The sequence below is a fragment of the Streptacidiphilus jeojiensis genome (assembly GCF_042510965.1).
GTDB lineage: Bacteria > Actinomycetota > Actinomycetes > Streptomycetales > Streptomycetaceae > Streptacidiphilus > Streptacidiphilus jeojiensis.
The window spans coordinates 190,023-211,744 of sequence record NZ_JBEUKS010000008.1; the positions used below are offsets into that span (position 1 = coordinate 190,023).

Consider the following 21,722-nt stretch of genomic DNA (forward strand, 5'->3'; position numbering starts at 1 on the left):
CCGTCAGAATCCGGGAGACTGGCAGACCCGGCAGCGGGGCCGATCCGCCTTCGGCCTCCTCGCCGCCGGGGTTGCCGCGCCCCCGGGGAAAGGGAGAAATGTCCGACACCTCCCGGCCTCGTACGCTTGCCGCCACGACCACCGCCACGGCCTCCTCGACCACTCCCTCCACCACCGCGGTGCGCGGCACCGACCTCGACGCCCTGATCCGCACGGTGCTGCCGCTGCTGCACGACTGGCTGCCGCGGCAGCGCTGGTTCGCCGGCAAGCACCGGCCGATCACCGCCGTCTCCCCGGCGACGGTCACCCTGCTCCCCGGCGGCGCCGACGAACCGCTGCTGCTGCACCTGCTGCTGAAGGTCGAGTACTCCTCGGACCAGGCCGACCTCTACCAACTGCTGCTCGGCGCGGGCCCGAACGCCCCGACCGCCGCCGGTGCCGGCGCCGAGCGGGCCCGCGCCGCGGTCATCGGCCGGATCGGCGGCGGCCCGCACGACGGCCTGCTGACCTACGACGCCAGCCACCACCCCGCGCTGGCGCTGCGGCTGCTGCGGACGATCATCGGCGGCGGCCTGCCGCAGGGCAGCCGGATCGGCCCGCTGGTCTTCCACGCCCCGCACGGTCCGGACCTCACCGACCTGGCCGCACCCGGCAGCCCGGCCCGGGTCGGCACCGCCGAGCAGAGCAACACCTCGATCGTCTACGGCGACAGCGCCATTCTCAAGCTGTTCCGCCGGATCACCCCGGGCCTCAATCCGGACCTGGAACTCTCACTGGCCCTCAGCCGGGCCGGGTCGGGGCGCGTCCCCACCCCGCTGGCCTGGTTCGAGGGCGACCTTCCGGACGCCCCCGGCGACCCGGCCACCCTCGGCCTGCTGCAGCGCTACCTGCTCGGCGGCAAGGACGGCTGGGAGTTCGCCCTCGCCCACGTCAACAGGCTGCGCACCGACCCGGAGTGGCAGGGCAGCCGGGACGGGCACCCCAGCGACCACATCACCGGCAACTTCTCCGCGGAGTCGTTCCTGCTCGGCCGGGCCACCGCCGAGGTGCACCTGGCCCTGGCCCGCACCCTGCCGGTGACCGTGCTGGACCGCCCGCAGATCGAGGCCATGGCGCAGGCCATGACCCGGCGCCTGGAGGCCGCGGCGCTGGCGGTCCCGGCGCTGACCCCCTACCGGGAGCCGCTCCGGCGGATCTTCCAGGACCTGGCCAGGTCCGCCCGCGACGGCAGGCTGCTGCGGGCCCAGCGGATCCACGGCGACCTGCACCTGGGTCAGTCGATGCGGACCGCGCGCGGCTGGGCGCTGCTGGACTTCGAGGGCGAGCCGGCCAAGCCGCTGGAGGAAAGGCGCCGGGTCCAGCCCGCCGTCCGCGACGTCGCGGCGATGCTGCGGTCCTTCGACTACGCGGCGGCCCACCTGCTGACCGAGCTCGCGCCCGGCGATCCGGAGCTGCCCCGGCTCAGCGGCCTGGCCTCGACCTGGGCGCTGCGCAACCGCGCCGCCTTCTGCGCCGGCTACGCGGCGGCCGGGGCCGAGGACCCCACGGCGGATCCGGTGCTGCTGCACGCGATGGAGACGGACAAGGCGGTCTACGAGGTCGTCTACGAGGCCGGGAACCGGCCCGAGTGGCTGGCCATCCCGCTGTCGGCGGTCGTCCGTCTCGCGCAGGCCGCCGGAAGGTAACAGTCCGTTGACCCCGCTCCCCTAACGTCGTGCTCCGACGTCCCACCAGTCCAGCACCGACCCACCCGCCCCACCCGACCCACCACCCACAGGAAGGCACCGGCCGTGACCGAGTTGGACCCGACCCGCCCCATCGCCTCCGCCGCCGACCGACCCCGGCCCGCGGCTGTCGAGCCGCAGGTCACCGTCGTCGAGCCACGGCACGAACCCGTCCAGGACGACGGCCCGGCGCAGGTCCCGGACGCCGGGGTCCCCGCGGCCGCGGTCCCGGACGCGTCGCTGCCGGCCGCCGAGCTGGCCAGGCTGGTGGGCGGCTGGCACCACGATCCGCACGGGGTGCTGGGCGCGCACCGGGTGCCCGGCGGGACGGCGGTACGGGTGCTGCGTCCGTTCGCGGAGCGGGTGGTGCTGGAGACCGCAGAGGGGTCATGTCACCCGATGACGCATCAGCAGGACGGCCTGTTCACGGTGCTGCTGCCGGGTGCCGCGCCGGCCTCGTACCGGCTCCGGGTGACCTACGCCGGCTCCGAGACGTTGCAGGACGACGGCTACCGGCTGCTGCCCACGCTGGGCGAGACGGATCTGCACCTGATCGCCGAGGGCCGGCACGAGCAGCTGTGGGATGCCCTGGGCTCGCACCCGGGCACCGTGCAGGGCGTCACCGGCACCGCCTTCGCGGTCTGGGCGCCCAACGCCTCCGGGGTGCGCGTCATCGGCGACTTCAACGGCTGGAACGGTGCCGCGCACCCGATGCGTTCGCTTGGCGGCTCCGGGGTCTGGGAGCTGTTCGTCCCCGGCATCGGCGAGGGCACCCGCTACAAGTACGAGATCGCCACCCGGGACGGTCGGCTGCTGCAGAAGGCCGACCCGCTGGCGCAGGCGACCGAGGTGCCGCCGGCCACCGCCTCGGTGGTGCACGCCTCCAGCCACACCTGGCACGACCAGGACTGGCTGGCCCGCCGCGCCGCCGGCACCGCCCACGACCGGCCGATGAGCGTCTACGAGATCCACCTGCCGTCCTGGCGACCGGGCCTGAGCTACCGTCAGCTGGCCGTGGAGCTGCCGGCCTACGTGCGCGACCTGGGCTTCACCCATGTCGAGCTGATGCCGGTGATGGAGCACCCGTTCGGCGGCTCCTGGGGCTACCAGGTCTCCGGCTTCTACGCCCCCACCTCCCGCCTCGGGTCCCCGGACGACTTCAAGGCGCTGGTCGACGCGCTGCACGCGGCCGGCATCGGGGTGATCGTGGACTGGGTCCCGGCGCACTTCCCCAAGGACGACTTCGCGCTGCGCGAGTTCGACGGTCAGCCGCTGTACGAGCCGGCCGACCCGCTGCGCGCCGAGCACCCGGACTGGGGCACCCTGGAGTTCGACTACGGGCGCACCGAGGTGCGGAACTTCCTGGTCGCCAACGCGGTGTTCTGGTGCCAGGAGTACCACGTGGACGGGCTGCGGGTGGACGCGGTGGCCTCGATGCTCTACCTGGACTACTCCCGCGAGGGCGGCGCCTGGTCGCCCAACGCCGACGGCGGGCGGGAGAACTGGGACGCGGTGCGGTTCCTGCAGGAGATGAACGCCACCGTCTACCGCCGCTGCCCCGGCGTGGTCACCGTGGCCGAGGAGTCCACCGCCTGGCCGGGCGTCACCCGCCCCACCGACTCCACCCACGAGGGGCGCAGCGGGCTGGGCTTCGGGCTGAAGTGGAACATGGGCTGGATGCACGACTCGCTGCAGTACATGAGCCACGAGCCGGTGCACCGCAAGTACCACCACAACGAGATGACCTTCTCGATGGTGTACGCCTACTCGGAGAACTACCTGCTGCCGATCTCGCACGACGAGGTGGTGCACGGCAAGGGGTCGCTGGTCGCCAAGATGCCCGGGGACTGGTGGCAGCAGCGCGCCAACACCCGCGCCTACCTGGGCTTCATGTGGGCCCACCCGGGCAAGAAGCTGATCTTCATGGGCACCGAGTTCGCCCAGGGCGCCGAGTGGGACCACGACACCGGCCCGCAGTGGTGGGTGCTGGCCGACGACTGGCCCGCGGCGGCGGACCACCGCGGGGTGCAGGAGCTGGTCCGCGACCTGAACCGGATCTACCGCGACGCCCCCGCACTGTGGCAGCAGGACACCGACCCGGCCGGCTTCTCCTGGATCGACGGCGGCGCCGCCGAGGACAACGTCTTCAGCTTCATCCGCAGCGACCGCAGCGGCCGCCCGCTGATCAGCGTCACCAACCTCTCCCCGGTGGTCCGCCAGGACTACCGGATCGGCCTGCCGACCGTGCGCGCCGACGTCCGGGACTCGGTCTGGCTGGAGGTGCTCAACACCGACGCCGAGGTCTACGGCGGCAGCGGGGTCGGCAACCCCGACCCGGTGAAGGCCGAGTCCGTCGCCTGGAACGGCCGCGACACCAGCGCCCTGCTGACCCTGCCGCCGCTGGCCACCATCTGGCTCAGCCCGGCCTGACCGCCCACCGCACCGGGTGCGGTGCCCGTCCGCACACCGGACGTACCGCACCCGGCCCCGGCACCGGTCCTAGGCTCTTCCCATGACCGTCGTCCAGATCCCCGGCTCGAAGTCCGTCACCGCCCGCGCGCTGTTCCTGGCCGCGGCCGCCGAGGGCAGCTCCGTGCTGCGCCGGCCGCTGCTGTCGGACGACAGCGAGGGTTTCGTCCAGGGCCTGGCCACCCTCGGCTACCGGGTGGACCGGCAGCCGGAGGCCTGGACGATCGAGGGCCGCCCGGCCGGACCGGCCGTCGCCGAGGCGGAGGTCTACTGCCGCGACGGCGCCACCACCGCGCGCTTTCTGCCCGCGCTGGCCGCCGCGGGCCGCGGCACCTTCCGCTTCGACGCCTCCGAGCAGATGCGCCGCCGCCCGCTAGGTCCGCTCACCGGGGCCCTGCGCGAGCTGGGCGTCGACCTGACCCATGAGCTGGCCGAGGGGCACCACCCGCTGACCGTCCGCGCCGACGGCATCAAGGGCGGTGCGCTGACCCTGGACGCCGGGCTCTCCTCGCAGTTCCTCACCGCGCTGCTGCTGGTCGGTCCGCTGACCGCGGAGGGCCTCGACATCACCGTCTCCGACCTGGTCTCCGTCCCCTACGTGGAGATGACCCTGGCCATGATGCGGCGCTTCGGCAACGACGCGCGCCGGGTCGGCGACACCTTCCACGTGCCCCCGCAGCCCTACCGGGCCACCGACTACCTGGTCGAGCCGGACGCCTCCACCGCCAGCTACTTCCTGGCCGCCGCCGCGCTCACCGGACGCACCGTCACCGTCCCTGGGCTGGGCTCGGGCTCGCTCCAGGGCGACCTCCGCTTCGCCGAGGTGCTCCGGCGGATGGGCGCCGAGGTGGAGCTGGGCACCGACTCGGTCACCGTCACCGGCCCCGAGCGGCTGAGCGGTGTGACCGTGAACATGCGCGACATCTCCGACACCGTCCCCACCCTGGCCGCGATCGCCCCCTTCGCCGAGGGCCCGGTCCGGATCGAGGACGTCTACAACACCCGGGTGAAGGAGTGCGACCGGCTGGCCGCCTGTGAGCAGAACCTGGCCGCCATGGGGATCGGGGTCAGCACCGGCCGCGACTGGATCGAGATCCAGCCGGGCCGCCCCGCACCGGTGACCGTCGCCTGCCACGGCGACCACCGCATCGCCATGGCCTTCAGCGTTGCGGCCCTCGGCCTGGCGAAGAACGGCATCCCCGGCGCCCTCTCGCTCGACGACCCCGGCTGCGTCCGCAAGACCTTCCCGGGGTTCCATCAGGCACTGGCTGAGCTCCGCGCCGAGTGGCAGCTCTGAGGTGCTTGGCCGCGCAGTTCCCCGCGCCCCTGTCCCTCAGGGGCGCGGGGCTCTGCTTGATCAACTGCGTGCGCGACAAGCCATGCACAGCCCGCAGCCGACGACAGGTCAGATCCGCCCCACCCGCGCAACGATGTGCGACGGCGCCGAAAGGCCCGGCGGCAGCGCCGGGTCAGGAACCGGCTCGCCCCAGACCTGGTGCAGCGGCAGCTCCCCCGCCCAGAGCCCCAGCTCCGCGTCGGGTCCGTCGCCGTCCTCCGGCGGCCCCGCGCTGATCTTGACCGAGGCTTCGTCCAGGCTGAGCGCCAGCAGCGTGGTGGCGGCGAGCTCCTTGCGGTCGGGGCGGCGGGCGTAGTCCCACTGCCCCGGCGCCGCCTGCTCGCTGAGCACCCGCAGCCCCTCCAGCTTCTCCTCCGCGTCGGTGACCTGCCGGGGCACGCCGTAGACCATGGCGCAGCGGTAGTTGACGCTGTGCTCAAACACCGAGCGGGCCAGCACCAGGCTGTCGACGTGGGTGACGGTCACGCAGACCGTGGCCTCCGGTGCCGCCACCAGGCTGCGGCTGGCCACCGAGCCGTGCAGGTACAGGGTGTCCGCGGTGGCCCCGTAGACGGTGGGCACGACCATCGGCGCACCGTCGAGCACGACCCCCAGGTGGCAGAGGAACCCGGCGGCCAGCACGGCGTCGAGCTCGGAGCGGTCGGTGCGGCCGTTCTCGCGCAGCCGGCGCAGCCGGGTGCGGTCGCTGCCGGACAGTGCCGGGCGTGGTGTTTCAGGCATATGTCATCCATGGGTCAACGAAATCAGTTGCGATTATCGGATTCTTGCATGGATTCCGCAGTTGTGAAGGACCAGTAAACGAAATCCGCCAAACCATTGCCAGCGGGGTGAGCGGACGGGCACCATATGGCACGCATTCATGCCACTGGTGCCGAAGCGGCAATCCCGCCTCCCGAAATCCGCTGGCCACACCCCCATCTCCCGCGGCGCCGCCGCACCGTGCACCGTCGCACGCCCCTCACCACCCGCACGTACCCCTTGTCGTACGCACCCCTGCCGTGAGACCCCCGTTGCCGCGCCCCCCCACGCGCCACACCCTCCGGCGGCGGCTCCAGGAGAGGCACCACGTTGTCCAACGACATATCCGTCGAGAGCAGAGGCGGCCTCCGGGCCAATGTGCTCAGCGGCTTCGACACCGTCATCATGGCCCTGGCCGGCAGCGCCCCGGCCTACTCCCTGGCGTCCACCACCGCGGTCCTGGTCGGTGCCGCCGGACTGGTCAGCCCGGCCGCCCTGCTCTGGTGCGCCATCCCGATGCTGGGCATCGCCTGGGCCTTCAACTACCTCGGCCGGCTGGACGTCAACGCCGGCGCCAGCTACTCCTGGGTGGGGCGCGCCCTGCACCCCGCGCTGGGCTTCCTCAGCGGCTGGTCGCTGGTGGTCTCGGCGACCATCTTCATGGTGGCCGGCTCGCTGCCGGCCGGGCAGTACACCCTCTCGCTGTTCAGCGACAGCGCCGCGAACAACACCTGGGCCTGCATCGCGGTCGGCTCGGTGGCCTTCCTGGTGATGGCGCTGCTGGTGCTGCTGGGCGCCCGGATCACCGCCCACGCCCAGTGGATCATGACCGGCATCGAGGTCGCCATCCTGGTGGTCTTCGGCATCGCCGCCCTGGTGCACGGCGGCTCGGCCGCCACCTTCTCCTGGTCCTGGCTGTGGGGCTTCGGCCACTTCGGCGGGGTCAAAGGCTTCGCCGGTGCGGCCCTGATCGCCGCCTTCTACTTCTGGGGCTGGGACGTCACCGCCAACCTCAGCGAGGAGACCAGCAACAGCAAGAAGAACTCCGGCCTCGGCGGCCTGGTCGGCGTCATCGCGGTGTTCGCACTGTTCGAGATCGTCACCATCGCGGTGAACATGATCATCAGTCAGAAGGAGATCCTGGACGAGAACTCCGCGCCGCTGCTGACCACGCTGGGCAATGTGGTCTGGCCGGGCGCCGGCGGCAAGGTCCTGGTGGTCGCGGTGGTGCTGTCCACCGTCGCGACCCTTGAGACCACGCTGATCCAGGTCACCCGCTCGCTGTTCGCCATGGGACGCGACAAGACCATCCCGGCCGCCTTCGGCAGGTCGCACTCCCGCTGGCAGACCCCCTGGGTCGCCATCCTGGTGGTCGTCGTGGTCTCGCTGGGCCTGTTCGTCGCCTCCAACTCGCTGGGCAGCGTAACCAAGATCATGGGTTACGCCGTCGCCGCCATCGGCCTGCAGATCTCCATCTACTACGCGCTGGCCGGTCTGGCCGTCGTGGTGGCGTACCGCAAGCTGGTGCTGAAGTCCGTCTCCAACGCCGTCTTCGTCGGCCTCTGGCCGCTGGCCGGCGCCGTCTTCATGGGCTTCCTCTTCGTCGAGAACTGCATGACCCTCGACCTCACCACCATCCTGATCGGCCTGGGCGCCCTGGCCCTCGGCCTGATCCCGATGGCCTACTACTGGGCCAACGGCAGCGACTACTACCGCCCCGGTGCGGTCCGCCTGGACGCCACCGCCGCCGACGAGGTGGACGCCCTGTACGGGCAGAGCACGCTGACCGCCTCCGGCACCGGCAGCAGCGGCTCCGGACTGGCCACCGATATCTGACCTGACGTCAGATATGGGCAGTCACCACGCGTTTACACACAGCCAGTAGCATCAGCGGGTGTCGGATCCGGTTCCTCCGGTTCCGACACCCGCTGTCGGCGCTTCCGGGCCGCCACGCGCCTGCTCGCCGCCCCGTGCTCGACAACCCGCACGACACCCCTCGGACGTAGCTCTACCGACTCCCGACGAGAAGCGGTCCCTCCTATGGCCAGAGCAAGAAGACGCACCACCACCGCCGTGCGCTACGACCCCACCTTCGGCGACACGGCGCTCGCCACCGCCCGGCAGGACCTGGTGGTGGGCCGCTGGCAGGGGGCCCGGGACCTGCTCAGGGACACCGGCCGGGACTGGGACCGGCGCACCCACCGGGTCCGGCTGCTGGCCGACACCGCGGCCGGCATACGCACGGTGGAGACCTGGCAGTCGGCCGAGCCGGACAACCCCGACGCACTGGTGCTGCGCGCCGAGACCGAGGTGATGCGGATCTTCTCCGCGGTCGCCGAGACCAACCGCACCGCGGGCGCCCCGCCCGCCTCCGAGGACAGCCTGGACCGCCCGCACCTGGACCGCGCCGCCCGGATCTGCCTGCAGGCCTCCGAACGCAATCCCGCCGACCCGCTGCCCTGGGTCTCCCTGATGACCCTGGCCAGGCTTTACGGCCAGGGCCATCCCCATGTCTGGCACTGGTGGCGCGAGCTGCAGGCCCGCGACCCCTACAGCCGCGAGGGCCACCACCAGGTGCTGCGCCACCTCTCCGCGCGCTGGCACGGCTCGCACGGCGAGATGTACAACTTCGCCCGCGACAGCGCCGCCTTCGCACCGCACGGATCCCCGCTGGCCGCGCTCACCCAGGCCGCCCGGGCGGAGCACTACCGGCAGCGGGTGGAGACCGAGGGCGCCGCCGCCGTGGGCCTGACCTACCACTGGAACCACGAGGTCGCCCTGCAGGCCCTGCACAGCACCATGCGGCAGTGGATCGCGCACCGCAGCGGCATCGAGTACGCCCAGGACGTGGCCGACCTCAACACCCTGGCGCACGGTCTGGTCTTCGCCGGGCTCACCACGGAGGCCACCGAGGTGTTCCGCCAGTTGGGGGACCGCCCCACCCGGGTCCCCTGGTCCTACACCGGTAACGCCGAGGCCCTGTTCGACCACTGGCGGACCCAGCTGGCCCGCTGAGCGCGCCCCGGTCACCGGTGCGAAGGTAGGGTCGTTGAGCGGGGCCGGCTGGCATCGTCCGCGCCGGGCCCTCTCACCCAGTGGCCAGGCACCCAGCGGCCAGGCGGAGCGAACGGAGTGTGCCCCTGTGGCGCGCAGTGTCTATGTGACCGGGATCGGCAGGGGGGACGGCCGTCAGGCGGTCGAGCTGGGGGTCATGGAGCTGCTGACCCGTCAGGTCGACCGGGTCGGGGTGTTCCGCCCGCTGATGCACTCGCGCACCGACCACGTGGTTGAGCTGCTGCGCGGCCGCTACCGGATCGACCTGGCGCCCGAGGAGATGTACGGCCTCAGCTACGACGAGGCCGCCGCCCTGCAGGCCGAACGCGGCCCCGACGAGCTGATCGGGATGCTGGTGGACCGGTTCCGGGCGCTGGAGCGCCAGTGCCAGGCGGTGCTGGTGCTCGGCACCGACTTCGCCGGCACCAACATCCCGGACGAGCTGGCCGTCAACGCCCGGCTGGCCAACGAGTTCGGCGCCTGGGTGCTGCCGGTCGTCGGCGGCCACCGGGAGAGCGCCGACACCGTGGTAGCCGAGGTGCGCAACGCCCACCGCGCCTACTCCGACCTGGGCTGCAGCATTCTGGCCATGGTCGCCAACCGGGTCGCCGGACGGGACAAGCAGGAGGTCCAGCGCCGCCTCGCGACCCGGCCGGACGTACCCGTCTACGTCATCCCGGACGAGCCCGCGCTCTCCGCGCCGACGGTGGCCCAGGTGGTCGACACCACCGGCGCCGAGGTGCTGCTCGGCGACGCCTCCGGGCTGGCCAGGGACGTCCGCCGGTTCGTGTTCGGCGGGGCGATGCTGCCCAACTTCCTCGGCGCGCTCTCCGAGGGCTGCCTGGTGATCACCCCCGGCGACCGGGCCGACCTGCTGATCGGCTCGCTCGCCGCCCATGCGGCCGGCTCCCCGCCGATCGCCGGGGTGCTGATGACGATGGGGCAGAGCCCCGGCGCCGATGTGATGCGGCTGGCCGCCCGGCTGGCCCCGGGCACCCCGGTCGCCGTGGTCCCCGAGGGCAGCTTCTCCACCGCTACCGGGCTGTCCACCCTGGAGGGCAGGCTGACCGCGGCCAGCCCCCGCAAGGCCGAGACCGCACTGGGCCTGTTCGAACTGCACGTCGACACCACCGAGCTGACCAGCCGGATCGAGCTGAGCCGCTCCGAGCGGGTCACCCCGATGATGTTCGAGCACGAGCTTCTGGAACGTGCTCGGGGCGCCCAGCTCCGGGAGGTGGTGCTGCCCGAGGGCACCGAGGAGCGGGTGCTGCGCGCCGCCGAGGTGCTGCTGCGGCGCAACGTCTGCCACCTCACCCTGCTCGGCAGCGAGGACGCGGTCCGCAGGCGGCTCGCCGAGCTCGGCATCGACCTGGGGCTCGACCGCGCCGCCGACGACCCCGGCCCCGGCGCCCGGGCCCGGGTCATCGACCCGGCCACCTCCCCGCTGCGGGACCGCTTCGCCGAGCGCTACGCCGAGATCCGCAGGCACAAGGGGATGACCGTGGAGGCGGCCCAGGACGTGGTCACCGACGTCAGCTACTTCGGCACGCTGATGGTCCAGGAGGGCCTGGCCGACGGCATGGTGAGCGGCGCCGTGCACTCCACGGCCGCCACCGTCCGGCCGGCCTTCGAGATCATCAAGACCTCGCCGGGGGCCGCGATCGTCTCCTCGGTCTTCTTCATGTGCCTGGCCGACCGGGTCCTGGTCTACGGCGACTGCGCGGTCAACCCCGACCCGGACGCCGAGCAGCTCGCCGACATCGCCATCCAGTCCGCGGAGACCGCCGCCCGCTTCGGGGTCGAACCCCGGATCGCGCTGCTCTCCTACTCCACCGGCACCTCCGGCAGCGGGGTGGACGTGGACAAGGTCCGCAAGGCCACCGAGATCGTCCGCAAGCTGCGCCCCGACCTGCTGGTCGAGGGGCCGATCCAGTACGACGCGGCGGTGGAGCCCAAGGTCGCCGCGACCAAGCTGCCCGGCTCGGCGGTCGCCGGACGGGCCACCGTGCTGATCTTCCCGGACCTGAACACCGGCAACAACACCTACAAGGCCGTGCAGCGCTCGGCCGGCGCCGTCGCCGTCGGCCCGGTGCTCCAGGGGCTGCGCAAGCCGGTGAACGACCTCTCCCGCGGCGCCCTGGTGCAGGACATCGTCAACACCGTCGCCATCACCGCCATCCAGGCCCAGCAGGCCCAACAGGCCGCTGCCGAGCTCGCCAAGGAGCAGCAGTCATGACCGACGCCTCCCGCGTCCTCGTCCTCAACTCCGGTTCCTCCTCGGTCAAGTACCAGTTGGTCGAGATGGCCGACGGCAGTCGGCTCGGCTCCGGCCTGGTCGAGCGCATCGGCGAGCCGGACTGCCCCGACCACACCACCGCGCTGACCCGGATCGCCGACGAGCTGGCCGACCGGGGCCTCGGCCTGGACTCCCCCGAACTCGCCGCCGTCGGCCACCGCGTGGTGCACGGCGGCAGCCGCTTCACCGCTCCCACCCTCATCACCGACGAGGTGCTGGACGCGGTCCGGGAGCTGATCCCGCTCGCGCCGCTGCACAACCCCGCCAACATCACCGGCATCGAGGTCACCCGCAAGCTGCGGCCCGACCTGCCCCAGGTGGCGGTCTTCGACACGGCCTTCCACACCACCATGCCGGAGAGCGCGGCCCGCTACGCCATCGACACCGAGACCGCGGACCGCTACGCGGTACGCCGCTACGGCTTCCACGGCACATCCCACCAGTACGTGTCACGCGGTGTCGCCCGACTCCTGGGAAAGTCACCCGAAGCGGTGAATGTGATCGTGCTTCACCTGGGCAACGGCGCCAGCGCCTCCGCGGTGGCCGGCGGGGTCTGCGTGGACACCTCGATGGGGCTCACCCCGCTGGAGGGCCTGGTCATGGGCACCCGCTCGGGCGATCTGGACCCCGCCGTCCTGCTGCACCTGCACCGGGTCGGCGGATTCTCCATGGACGAGATCGACTCCCTGCTCAACCGCCGCAGCGGGATGCTGGGCCTGTGCGGGGACAACGACATGCGGGAGGTCAGCCGACGGATGGCCGAGGGCGACCGGAGCGCCCGGCTGGCCTTCGACATCTACGTCCACCGGCTGCGCAAGTACATCGGCGCCTACTACGCGGTGCTGGGCCGGGTGGACGCGATCGCCTTCACCGCCGGCGTCGGCGAGAACGCGGCCGATGTGCGCGAGGCCGCGGTGTCCGGCCTGGAGTCCCTGGGCCTGGTCCTGGATCCGGCACTGAACTCGGTGCGCTCCCCGGAGCCCCGGGTGGTCTCCCGGGAGGACTCCAGGGTGGTCATCGCCGTGGTGCCCACCGACGAGGAGCTGGAGATCGCCCAGCAGACCTTCAGCCTGGTCAGCAGTGCTGCTCAGTAGTGCGATTTGTTCGAAAATGCACCCGAAAGGCGACCCGATAGAATGAGCCATATGCGCCGAGCCAAGATCGTCTGTACCCTGGGTCCCGCGACGGACAACTTCGAACAGCTGAAAGCGCTGATCGAAGCTGGAATGAACGTCGCCCGTCTGAACATGAGTCACGGCGTCCACGCCGAACACGAGGGGCGCTACCGGAACGTGCGCGCCGCCTCCGAGGCGGCCGGACGCGCCGTCGGTGTCCTCGCCGACCTGCAAGGCCCGAAGATCCGTCTGGCCACCTTCGCCAACGGCCCGGTCACGGTGGAGAACGGTGACACCTTCACCATCACCACCGAGGACGTCCCGGGCGACCAGCACATCTGCGGTACCACCTACAAGGGCCTGCCCGGCGACGTGAAGCCCGGCGACCCGGTCCTGATCAACGACGGCGTGGTCGCCCTGGAGGTCGTCAGCGTCGACGGCCCCCGCGTGGTCACCCGCGTCGTCGAGGGCGGCGTCCTCTCCAACAACAAGGGCATCAACCTGCCCGGAGCCGCCGTCAACGTGCCCGCCCTGTCCGAGAAGGACAAGGAGGACCTTCGCTTCGCGCTGGCCCTCGGCGTCGACATGGTGGCCCTGTCGTTCGTGCGCAACGCCGCCGACATCAAGGACGTCCACGCGGTCATGGACGAGGTCGGGATCCGTGTCCCGGTCATCGCCAAGGTCGAGAAGCCGCAGGCGGTGGAGGCCATGGAGGAGATCGTCCTGGCCTTCGACGCGGTGATGGTGGCCCGTGGCGACCTCGCCGTGGAGTATCCGCTGGAGCGGGTGCCGCTGGTGCAGAAGCGCCTGATCACCCTGTGCCGCCGGAACGCCAAGCCGGTCATCGTCGCCACCCAGATGATGGAGTCGATGATCACCGCCTCGCGCCCCACCCGCGCCGAGGCCTCCGACTGCGCCAACGCCATCCTGGACGGCGCGGACGCGGTGATGCTCTCCGCCGAGTCCAGCGTGGGCAAGTACCCCATCGAGACCGTGCAGACCATGTCGCGGATCATCGAGGCGGCCGAGGAGGAACTGCTGTCGCAGGGCCTGCAGCCGCTGAACCCGGGCCGCAAGCCGCGCACCCAGGGCGGCGCCGTCGCCCGCGCCGCCTGCGAGCTGGGCGACTTCCTGGGCGCCGAGGCGCTGGTGGCCTTCACCAAGTCCGGTGACACCGCCCGCCGGCTGTCCCGCTACCGTTCGCCGATCCCGGTGCTGGCCTTCACCCCGGACGCCGCCACCCGCAACCAGCTCACCCTCAGCTGGGGCGTGGAGACCTTCGTGACCCCGCAGGTCGGCAACACCGACGCGATGGTCGACCAGGTCGACGAGGCGGTCCGCGGCCTGGGCCGCTACAACGACGGCGACACCCTGATCGTGACCGCGGGCTCGCCCCCCGGCGTGGTCGGCACCACCAACATGCTCCGGGTGCACCACCTGGGCGAGAGCGGCAGCGGCGGGCGGCGCTGACGCCGGAGCGGGAGCCGCACACGGGACACCCCGGAAGCACCGCAGCACGACGAAGGGCCTGTCCGGTTCGACCGGACAGGCCCTTCGTCGTGTGCCGACCAGGGTGGGGGGATGGTCAGCTCAATGGGGTGTAGTACAGGTGCATCCCCGGGATGGTCAGGTTGCCGCCGGTCTGCCCCGCCTGGATCGCGGTGGCGTTGTTCAGCTCCAGCGTCAGCGGGATCGGCACCGAGCCGATCAGGTCGTACAGCCACTGCGGCAGGGTGTCCGGGGTCAGCGTCAGGCTGACGCCCAGCCAGGCCAGCGGGATCCCCTCGGCCTTGGACAGCGTCCCGGAGAGGCTGGTCACGTACATCGTGACGGTGCCCCCGCGCATCGTGGAGGTCGTACCCGAACCGCCTTGGACGTGCAGCTTCTGGCCGTTCTGCGGAACCGACATGTCCAGGTTGTCGATGTTGACCTGCTGGGCGGTGAACTTCAGCACCCGGACGTCGCCGCCGGCCGTGTGGACCGTCTTCACGCCCCAGAACTGAGTGTTGATCAGCTCCAGCCGGCTGGTCTTCAGGGTCCACGGGTCCACCGGGAAGGTCCCCGCCGGCAGCGTCTCCACCGGGGCGGCGAGCTTGCTGACGTCGCAGAGCTGGTTGGCGGCGTCGGCTGCCGAGGAGCTCGGGTCGGCCGAGGCACTGGCCGAGGGGGTGGCCGTCGGGCTCGACGCGGTGCTGCTGGGCGTGGCGGTGGCACTGGCCGAGTCGCTCGCGGCCGGGCTGGACGGCGAGGCCGACGCGGAAGCGGAAGGGGAAGCAGTGGCCGTCGGCGTAGCCGCGTCGTTGGTCCCGACGGCGGCAGCGCGCGGAGCGGAGCTGGCCGTGGCGGTAGGACTGGCGGTGGAGCTGGTGGTGGCCGCGGCGGCGTGGTTGCCGCTCAGCAGGTTGCCCAGACCGTCCAGCAGGCCTCCCAGCAGCCCTCCCGACGAAGTGGCCGACGCACTGGCCGACGCACTGGGCGAGGCGCTGGCCGACGGGGTCGCCGAGGCGGAGGCGCTGGGCGAGGCGGCGGACGCGGTGCTGTTCTTGGCGGTGCCGCTCGTCGCCTTCTGCTCGGTCGAGGTCGAAGTCTTCGCCGTCGCGGAGGCCGAAGGAGTGGGCGTCGCCGAGCGGACCTTGGTGGTGCTGCTCCCCGTGCCGCTGCTCGCCGTGCTGCTGGAGCTGCTGCTCGCACTGGGCGTCGCGGTCGACGAGTCCTGGGTGCACTGCGTACCCGTCGTGCCGGTGTCGGCCGCCTGCGCGCTGCTGGTCGCGGCGGTCGTCTTGGACGCGTCGGCGGCGAAGGCCAGCTTCGGGGCGATCGAGCCCATCAGCAGCGCCGTGGGCACCGCGGTCATCGCCAGGACCCGCCCGACCGGGAGCTGCATCCGGTCGCGCACGGTCAGCCTGGGGGCCGCGTGGCGCGCACCCGCACGCCGCGGGACGGGCTGCTCCGAGTTGGTGGGACGGTCCGACCGGGTGGAGTCGGGGTCACTCACTGGTCGTCTCCTCCTCGGCGGACCTGGTGGACTCGGCGGGAGCGGCGGGCTCACCCGCAGGCCGGGCGTCGTCCACCATCAGCTGGTTGAGCTTCACCTCTTCGTCCTCGTCCTCGTCCTCGGAGTCGCTGTCCGCAGCAGCCGCCGTCTCCTCGGACTGCTCCTTGTTGGGCGCCCAGGAACAGACCAGCGCTCCGCCGATCAGCCCGGGGAACAGCCCCAGTCCGAATCCGCCGAAGTTGGAGACCGGCAGCGACACCAGCGCCAGCACGATGGCGGCGATACCCGCGAAGATCCGGATCATCGGCTGGAACCAGACCGAGACGCCGAGGGCCAGCAGCAGCAGTCCGATCACCGCCGCACCGGCACCCGCCGTGGTCGCCATGTGGATCCGCAGGGCGCCGACGCTCAGGTCGTTGTAGGGGAAGTACATGATCGGCAGGCTGGCCAGGGCAACGAGCAGCCCACCCCAGAAGGGGCGGCTGCGGCGCCAGTTCCGGAAGGCCCGGCGTCCCTTGGCGAAGGCGTTCCCGGGCTCGGGCCGCGCCGGTGCGGTCGCGCTCGTCACGTGGCGACTCCCTGCTGGAGTAGTGCATTGGTCTGGAAAAGGTGCTCTGGGCTTGGGAACACAGCGGGGAGGGACCGGAGCCCCTCCCCGACAGTGTGGTGCGGAGCCGTTCTGCGTCCTGCCGAGCGCCGGGGGGTGGACCGGCGGGACCTCAGCGGATCAGAAGCAGCCCTTGGAACCCGAAGCGAGGGACATGTGCAGGCCGTTCAGCGAGAACGTGGAGGCGGAGGTCGCCCACGCGGTCTGCTGGACGCCGATCAGCGTCGCCGAGTCGGCTTCCTGGGCGAAGGCGCCCGGGTTGGTGACGTCGCCGTTGTGGGTTCCCGCCCCGCCGAGCGCGCCGGTCGCGACACCGATGTTGATGCCGTTGAAGGTCGCCTTGTCGGCCTTGAGGTCGCTCATCGAGATGAACAACTGCGAGGCGTCGACCTCGGGGCCGGTGGACGTGTCAGTCGTCGGGTCGTACGAGCCACCGGCGTTGATGGTGAGCGTGTAGGAACCGAACGGGGTGGGGAAGTCCACCGACTGGCACAGCTGGTTGATGGTGGCCGAGGTGAAGCCCGAAACCGCCACCGGCACAGCCGTGTTGGCGTTGGTCGCCTGGCTGGTGTCATGCGAAAGGACGGTGCCGTACTGGGTGAAGCCCTGACCGACCAGCTTTCCGGCCGACACCTTGAACTGCTGCCCTGAGACGCTGAACGACGCGGCGAGAGCGCCCTGGGCGATGCTGACGCCGACCGCAGCCGTGGCGGCGATGGTCGGAACCATGACAATGGCGAACCGCTTCCAGCGAGTCCTGCCGAAAGTCTGGGACATAACGAGGTCCTCCTTCTCGGACGTACATCTCCGGCCTGCCCCGCTTGGGCCCCGGCCTGGGATGGGGAGAAGAGCTACGTCCTCGGGAAGGGGAGCGCGTCGGCTGCGTGCGTGAGGCTCGTGGGTACGAATTCTCTGATCGGCAGCATCGGCGATCACCCCCGAGTGACAACCACATGCCGTGCTGGGTGCACGGCCGTGCGAGGACAGGCTCCACCGGAACGGGCTGGAGACCCCCCTGTCCTCAAGGAGCCGGATCGCCGACCCCTGCCCGGTGGGGATTCCGCGTCCGCTCCCCCGACTGGCGGTCGGGGCGCGAGGACAAGGACCGGGCGTGCCCGATGTTGGTCCAAACGGGGCCGCTGCACAAGTAGTTCATTACTGACGAGTAAGGAGTGCGTGAACCCTGATGTCCGTGCGAACAGCGGATGAACTACGGGCAGTGACCCCTCGGGCGCCCGGCACCTGGGCAAAGGCACCGAAACACCAATGAAGCAGGCGGCGACAGCCACGCAGAGTGACCATCGCCGCCGTATGTCAAGATTTGGTAAACACGAGCTCTTGTCCCGGCTTTGTCGCCAAATCTCCAGGCTCCCCAGGGGGCGACCGGAGACCGTCAGAACAGCTTGCGCGCCAGTGCGCCCCGGGCCTTCACCACACGCTGGTCCTCGGCCCCGATGACCTCAAAGAGACCCAGCAGATGCTGCCGCACCCGGTCCCGGTCCTCGCCGAAGGTGCGCCCCACCAGGTCGACCAACCGTCCGAAGGCGTCCTCGACATGACCGCCCACCAGGTCCAGGTCGGCCGCCGCCAGCTGGGCGTCGACATCGTCGGGCCGCTCGGCGCCCGCGCTGCGCACCGCCTGCGGGTCCATGCCCTGCACCCGCTGCAGCAGCTCCGCCTGGGCCAGGCCCAGCTTGGCCTCGACGCTGGCCGGACGCTCGGCCAGCACATTGCGGTACGCCTGGATCGCGCCGCCGAGATCGCCCCGGTCCAGCGCCTCGTGCGCCGCGGACATCGCCGGATCGACCGGCTCGGGCCGCTCGGCGGGCTCCCCGGCCGCGCTGCCGGAGCGGGCGCCGACCTCGCCGACGATGCCGAAGCGCTGCTCGGCGACGGTGATCAGCTGGTCCAGCAGCTGCCGGATCTCGGCCTCCTGGGCCGGCCCCTCGAACAGCGGGACCAGCTGTCCGGCGACGACGGCGAGCACCGTCGGCAGATCCCGGATCTGGAGCTGACGGGCCAGATTCTGACTGTTCCTGATGTCGACCCTGGCCAGCACGAAGCGGCCGTCGTACTCGGCGGCGAGCTTCTCCAGCACCGGGTTGAGCTCCTCGGCGGGGGCGTACCCCTCAGCCCAGAAGTCCAGCACCACCGGCACCTCGGCGGAGAGCGGGACGACCTCCGCCTCGAACTCGGCCTCACTCACATCGAAGACCAGGGGCCCGGCGGACGGGGCCTCGCCGCCGCCCTCCTGGGCCTGGCGGGCGCGGGCTGCGCGGGCCTGCTCCGCCTTCTCGGCGGCCTCCGCCGCCGCCTTCACCGCGGCGAGGTCGACCGCGCCGCGCATGGACATGTTCCGTGGCTGCATGGCCCTATCCTCCCCCGTCCACGCGCTCCAGTGTGAATCGCCCACCCAGACTTCCGTGCGCGGATCCCCATCCGCGCGGCAGCGTGGTTGTCACTTCTTTCGCTACGAGTCGTAGCGTATATGCATGCCACCCCGGAGCGCACCCCCTCCGACGTGAACTGCGCCACTCGGGCGCACCGGGGGTAGCCGGGTCCTCAGCCGACTCGGATACCCTCCGTTGACCTTCAACCGTCACGAGGAACCCATGACCGAAGCCGTCGCCCCGCGCAAGGGCCGTCCCCGCAGCGCCGACGCGGATGTGGCGATCCTCGCCGCCACCAGGGCCGCGCTCGCGGAACTCGGCTGGGGCGGGGTGACCATGGGGGACGTGGCGGTGCGCGCCGGGGTGGCGAAGACCACCCTCTACCGGCGCTGGCCGTCCAAGAACGAGCTGGTGGTGGACGCCGTCGCGGTGCTCTTCGACGAGCTGGAGATGGCCGACCTGGGCAGCCTGCGGGCCGACATCGAGTCCGTGGTGCGGCAGTTCGCCGACCTGCTGGCCCGCCCGGAGAGCCAGGCCGCGCTGCTGGCGCTGTTCGCCGAGGCCAGCCGGGACCCGGCGCTGCGGCGCCGGGTCCGGGAGGCGATCATCCATCCGCAGAAGCGGCTGGTGCACCAGGGCCGCGCCGCCGCCCAGGCCCGCGGCGAACTCGCCCCGGACGCCAGCCCCGAGGCGGCCGACGCTGACGTCGACATCATCTTCGACACCATCGCCGGCACCGTCGAGCACCGCATGCTGGTCAGCGGCGAGTGCGCGGACCCGGAGTGGATCAGCCGCTTCACCACCCTGCTGCTGACCCCGCTGACCGCGCTCCCTCAGAACCCGGCCGGCTCGGTGTAGGTCCCCCACTCCGCCCGCAGCGCGTCGCAGATCTCGCCCAGGGTCGCCTCGGCCCGTACCGCGTCCAGCATCGGCGGCAGCATGTTGCTTCCGTCCCGCGCCGCCGCCAGCATCGCGTCCAGGCCGGCCCGCACCGCAGCCTCGTCCCGGCCGGCCCGCCGTGCGGCGAGCTCGCGCACCTGCTCGCGCTCCACCTCGTGGCTGACCCGCAGGATCTCCAGCGGCTTGGTGACGCTGCCGGTGTGGCAGTTGACGCCGACCACCCGCTTCTCCCCCTTCTCCACCGCCTGCTGGTAGACGAAGGCCGCCTCGGCGATCTCCCCGGTGAACCAGCCGTTCTCGATGCCGCGCAGGATCCCGGCGGTCATCGGGCCGACCGGGTGCCCGGGCTCGCCCATGTCCTGGATCCTCTGGAAGATCGCCTCGGCCTGCGCCTCGATCCGGTCCGTCAGCGCCTCGACGTACCAGGAACCGCCCAGCGGGTCGGCGACGTTGGCGACGCCGGTCTCCTCCATCAGCACCTGCTGGGTGCGCAGCGCGATCTCCGCCGCCTGCTCCGAGGGCAGCGCCAGGGTCTCGTCCAGGGCGTTGGTGTGCAGCGAGTTGGTGCCGCCCAGCACCGCCGACAGCGCCTCGACCGCGGTGCGCACCACGTTGTTGTAGGGCTGCTGCGCGGTCAGCGAGACCCCGGCCGTCTGGGTGTGGAACCGCAGCCACTGCGCCTTGTCGGTCCTGGCTCCGTAGCGCTGCCTCAGCCAGCGTGCCCAGATCCTGCGCGCCGCACGGAACTTGGCGATCTCCTCGAAGAAGTCCAGGTGCGCGTCGAAGAAGAAGGACAGCCCAGGTGCGAAGACGTCCACGTCCAGCCCCCGGGAGAGCCCCAGCTCCACGTAGGCGAAGCCGTCCGCCAGCGTGAAGGCCAGCTCCTGCGCGGCCGTCGAGCCGGCCTCGCGGATGTGGTAGCCGGAGACCGACAGCGGCTTGTACGCCGGGATCCGCTCGGCGCAGTACTCCATCAGGTCGCCGATCAGCCGCAGATGCGGCTCGGGGGCGAACAGCCACTCCTTCTGGGCGATGTACTCCTTGAAGATGTCGGTCTGCAGCGTCCCGTTGAGCACGCCGGGGTCCACCCCCTGCCGCTCCGCCGCGACCAGGTACATGCAGAACACCGGCACGGCCGGCCCCGAGATCGTCATCGAGGTGGTGACCTCGCCCAGCGGCAGCCCGGCGAAGAGCACCTCCATGTCCGCCGCCGAGTCGATCGCCACCCCGCAGTGGCCGACCTCGCCCAGCGCCCGCGGGTCGTCCGAGTCACGCCCCATCAGCGTCGGCATGTCGAAGGCGACCGACAGGCCGCCGCCGCCGGCGTCCAGGATCATCCGGTAGCGCTCGTTGGTCTGCCGGGCGTTGCCGAACCCGGCGAACTGACGGATGGTCCAGGCCCGCCCCCGGTACCCGGTGGCGTACAGCCCGCGGGTGAACGGGTACTCCCCGGGCCACCCGATCGCCTCCGGGACGACACCGTCCGCAGGCCCGTACACGGGCTCGACCTCGTCACCGCTCAGCGTCGTACGGCGATAATCCCTGGGGGTTCCCCCCAGACCCCCGGCCGCGTCGCGCTTCCGCGCCCCGTCGTACCGCTGCTGCCACCGTTCACGTGCGTCCATCAGCCGACCCCAACTACTAGGATGTCCTACTAAATTTATACCCGAAAAGAGCGCGCCCCCGAAGGGACGCGCTCCTCAGATTCTCAGGATCAGACGTTGACCAGCGGCTTCGACCCGCCGTCGGCGACCTGCGCGCGGATGTCGGCCATCACCCGGCGCTCGGCGATGAACGAGCAGGTCGGGATGGTGCCCGCGAGGATCACCCAGGCCATCCGCCCGAACGGCCAGCCCAGCTTGTTGCCGACGGTGAAGGCCACCACCGCGTAGGCCATGAACGCCCAGCCGTGGATGGTGCCGACGACCATCACCGCGGTCTCGCCCACGCCGAAGCCGTACCAGGCGATGCAGGAGGCGCACAGCAGGATCAGGCCGACACCGGTCACGTACGCCAGCACCCGGTACGCCGTCAGCAGGGGGTTCGACTTGTTCATGGGAGAGAGCGTAGCCACCCA

Annotated in this window: 16 protein-coding genes; 9 read left to right on the plus strand and 7 right to left on the minus strand. The window is 71.6% G+C overall.

Annotated features, from left to right (window positions below):
- Positions 1 to 98: 98 nt before the first annotated feature.
- The 3 genes from ABUW04_RS23095 (at position 99) to aroA (ending at position 5,490) form a co-directional block, all read left to right on the plus strand.
- Positions 99 to 1,685: a maltokinase N-terminal cap-like domain-containing protein gene (locus ABUW04_RS23095; RefSeq protein WP_380566450.1), complete on the plus strand. Its 1,587-nt coding sequence runs from the start codon at positions 99 to 101 to the stop codon at positions 1,683 to 1,685.
- Positions 1,686 to 1,790: 105 nt separating this feature from the next.
- Entirely contained in the window at positions 1,791 to 4,154 is a 2,364-nt protein-coding gene (glgB, locus tag ABUW04_RS23100; RefSeq protein WP_380566451.1) for a 1,4-alpha-glucan branching enzyme, read from the plus strand.
- Positions 4,155 to 4,236: 82 nt separating this feature from the next.
- Entirely contained in the window at positions 4,237 to 5,490 is a 1,254-nt protein-coding gene (gene aroA / locus ABUW04_RS23105) for a 3-phosphoshikimate 1-carboxyvinyltransferase (RefSeq protein WP_380566452.1), read from the plus strand.
- A 108-nt stretch (positions 5,491 to 5,598) separates the two neighbouring features.
- On the opposite strand, the gene ABUW04_RS23110 is transcribed toward aroA, so the two are convergent.
- A complete protein-coding gene (locus tag ABUW04_RS23110) occupies positions 5,599 to 6,270 on the minus strand; it encodes a pyridoxamine 5'-phosphate oxidase family protein (RefSeq protein WP_380566453.1) in 672 nt (223 codons plus the stop codon).
- A gap of 360 nt (positions 6,271 to 6,630) precedes the next feature.
- On the opposite strand from ABUW04_RS23110, the gene ABUW04_RS23115 reads away from it, so the two are divergent.
- The 5 genes from ABUW04_RS23115 to pyk all read left to right on the plus strand — a co-directional run bounded on the left by ABUW04_RS23115 (position 6,631) and on the right by pyk (position 14,223).
- The gene (locus tag ABUW04_RS23115; RefSeq protein WP_380566559.1) at positions 6,631 to 8,124 is read left to right on the plus strand and encodes an APC family permease; all 1,494 of its coding nucleotides are present in this window, start codon (positions 6,631 to 6,633) and stop codon (positions 8,122 to 8,124) included.
- A 204-nt stretch (positions 8,125 to 8,328) separates the two neighbouring features.
- Complete coding sequence (locus ABUW04_RS23120; RefSeq protein WP_030262490.1) at positions 8,329 to 9,303, plus strand: hypothetical protein; 975 nt, start codon at positions 8,329 to 8,331, stop codon at positions 9,301 to 9,303.
- Positions 9,304 to 9,430: 127 nt separating this feature from the next.
- Complete coding sequence (pta, locus tag ABUW04_RS23125; protein ID WP_380566454.1) at positions 9,431 to 11,578, plus strand: phosphate acetyltransferase; 2,148 nt, start codon at positions 9,431 to 9,433, stop codon at positions 11,576 to 11,578.
- Positions 11,575 to 12,732, plus strand: a complete 1,158-nt coding sequence (locus tag ABUW04_RS23130; RefSeq protein ID WP_380566455.1) for an acetate kinase — start codon at positions 11,575 to 11,577, stop codon at positions 12,730 to 12,732. The genes pta and ABUW04_RS23130 overlap by 4 nt, the downstream gene beginning before the upstream one ends.
- Before the next feature lie 51 nt (positions 12,733 to 12,783).
- Positions 12,784 to 14,223: a pyruvate kinase gene (pyk, locus tag ABUW04_RS23135; protein ID WP_380566456.1), complete on the plus strand. Its 1,440-nt coding sequence runs from the start codon at positions 12,784 to 12,786 to the stop codon at positions 14,221 to 14,223.
- Between the two features lie 115 nt (positions 14,224 to 14,338).
- On the opposite strand, the gene ABUW04_RS23140 is transcribed toward pyk, so the two are convergent.
- From ABUW04_RS23140 to ABUW04_RS23155, 4 genes are all read right to left on the minus strand, one after another.
- Positions 14,339 to 15,748: a hypothetical protein gene (locus ABUW04_RS23140; RefSeq protein WP_380566457.1), complete on the minus strand. Its 1,410-nt coding sequence runs from the start codon at positions 15,746 to 15,748 to the stop codon at positions 14,339 to 14,341.
- Positions 15,741 to 16,316 carry a DUF6114 domain-containing protein gene (locus ABUW04_RS23145; protein ID WP_380566458.1) on the minus strand — a complete coding sequence of 192 codons (576 nt, stop codon included), beginning with the start codon at positions 16,314 to 16,316 and terminating at the stop codon, positions 15,741 to 15,743. Before ABUW04_RS23145 ends, ABUW04_RS23140 begins: the two co-directional genes overlap by 8 nt.
- Before the next feature lie 159 nt (positions 16,317 to 16,475).
- Positions 16,476 to 17,132: a DUF6230 family protein gene (locus ABUW04_RS23150; RefSeq protein WP_380566459.1), complete on the minus strand. Its 657-nt coding sequence runs from the start codon at positions 17,130 to 17,132 to the stop codon at positions 16,476 to 16,478.
- A 616-nt stretch (positions 17,133 to 17,748) separates the two neighbouring features.
- Positions 17,749 to 18,723 carry a tetratricopeptide repeat protein gene (locus ABUW04_RS23155; RefSeq protein ID WP_030262506.1) on the minus strand — a complete coding sequence of 325 codons (975 nt, stop codon included), beginning with the start codon at positions 18,721 to 18,723 and terminating at the stop codon, positions 17,749 to 17,751.
- A 244-nt stretch (positions 18,724 to 18,967) separates the two neighbouring features.
- Here ABUW04_RS23155 and ABUW04_RS23160 point away from each other — a divergent pair, with 244 nt between their 5' ends.
- A complete protein-coding gene (locus ABUW04_RS23160) occupies positions 18,968 to 19,603 on the plus strand; it encodes a TetR/AcrR family transcriptional regulator (RefSeq protein ID WP_030262508.1) in 636 nt (211 codons plus the stop codon).
- On the opposite strand, the gene ABUW04_RS23165 is transcribed toward ABUW04_RS23160, so the two are convergent.
- Together ABUW04_RS23165 and ABUW04_RS23170 are read right to left on the minus strand one after the other, a co-directional pair.
- Entirely contained in the window at positions 19,579 to 21,270 is a 1,692-nt protein-coding gene (locus ABUW04_RS23165) for an acyl-CoA mutase large subunit family protein (RefSeq protein WP_380566460.1), read from the minus strand. The two genes, ABUW04_RS23160 and ABUW04_RS23165, sit on opposite strands and share 25 nt — an antisense overlap.
- An 89-nt stretch (positions 21,271 to 21,359) precedes the next feature.
- Positions 21,360 to 21,701 (minus strand): DUF3817 domain-containing protein, encoded by a 342-nt coding sequence (locus ABUW04_RS23170; RefSeq protein ID WP_030262511.1) that lies wholly within the window; start codon positions 21,699 to 21,701, stop codon positions 21,360 to 21,362.
- Positions 21,702 to 21,722: the final 21 nt, after the last annotated feature.

Excerpts from the sequence above, each read along its gene's own strand:
- ABUW04_RS23095 (WP_380566450.1), top strand. The coding sequence starts at position 99 with ATGTCCGACACCTCCCGGCCTCGTACGCTTGCCGCCACGACCACCGCC.
- aroA (WP_380566452.1), top strand. The coding sequence starts at position 4,237 with ATGACCGTCGTCCAGATCCCCGGCTCGAAGTCCGTCACCGCCCGCGCG.
- ABUW04_RS23110 (WP_380566453.1), bottom strand. The coding sequence starts at position 6,270 with ATGCCTGAAACACCACGCCCGGCACTGTCCGGCAGCGACCGCACCCGG.
- ABUW04_RS23120 (WP_030262490.1), top strand. The coding sequence starts at position 8,329 with ATGGCCAGAGCAAGAAGACGCACCACCACCGCCGTGCGCTACGACCCC.
- ABUW04_RS23130 (WP_380566455.1), top strand. The coding sequence starts at position 11,575 with ATGACCGACGCCTCCCGCGTCCTCGTCCTCAACTCCGGTTCCTCCTCG.
- pyk (WP_380566456.1), top strand. The coding sequence starts at position 12,784 with ATGCGCCGAGCCAAGATCGTCTGTACCCTGGGTCCCGCGACGGACAAC.
- ABUW04_RS23150 (WP_380566459.1), bottom strand. The coding sequence starts at position 17,132 with ATGTCCCAGACTTTCGGCAGGACTCGCTGGAAGCGGTTCGCCATTGTC.
- ABUW04_RS23155 (WP_030262506.1), bottom strand. The coding sequence starts at position 18,723 with ATGCAGCCACGGAACATGTCCATGCGCGGCGCGGTCGACCTCGCCGCG.
- ABUW04_RS23160 (WP_030262508.1), top strand. The coding sequence starts at position 18,968 with ATGACCGAAGCCGTCGCCCCGCGCAAGGGCCGTCCCCGCAGCGCCGAC.
- ABUW04_RS23165 (WP_380566460.1), bottom strand. The coding sequence starts at position 21,270 with ATGGACGCACGTGAACGGTGGCAGCAGCGGTACGACGGGGCGCGGAAG.
- ABUW04_RS23170 (WP_030262511.1), bottom strand. The coding sequence starts at position 21,701 with ATGAACAAGTCGAACCCCCTGCTGACGGCGTACCGGGTGCTGGCGTAC.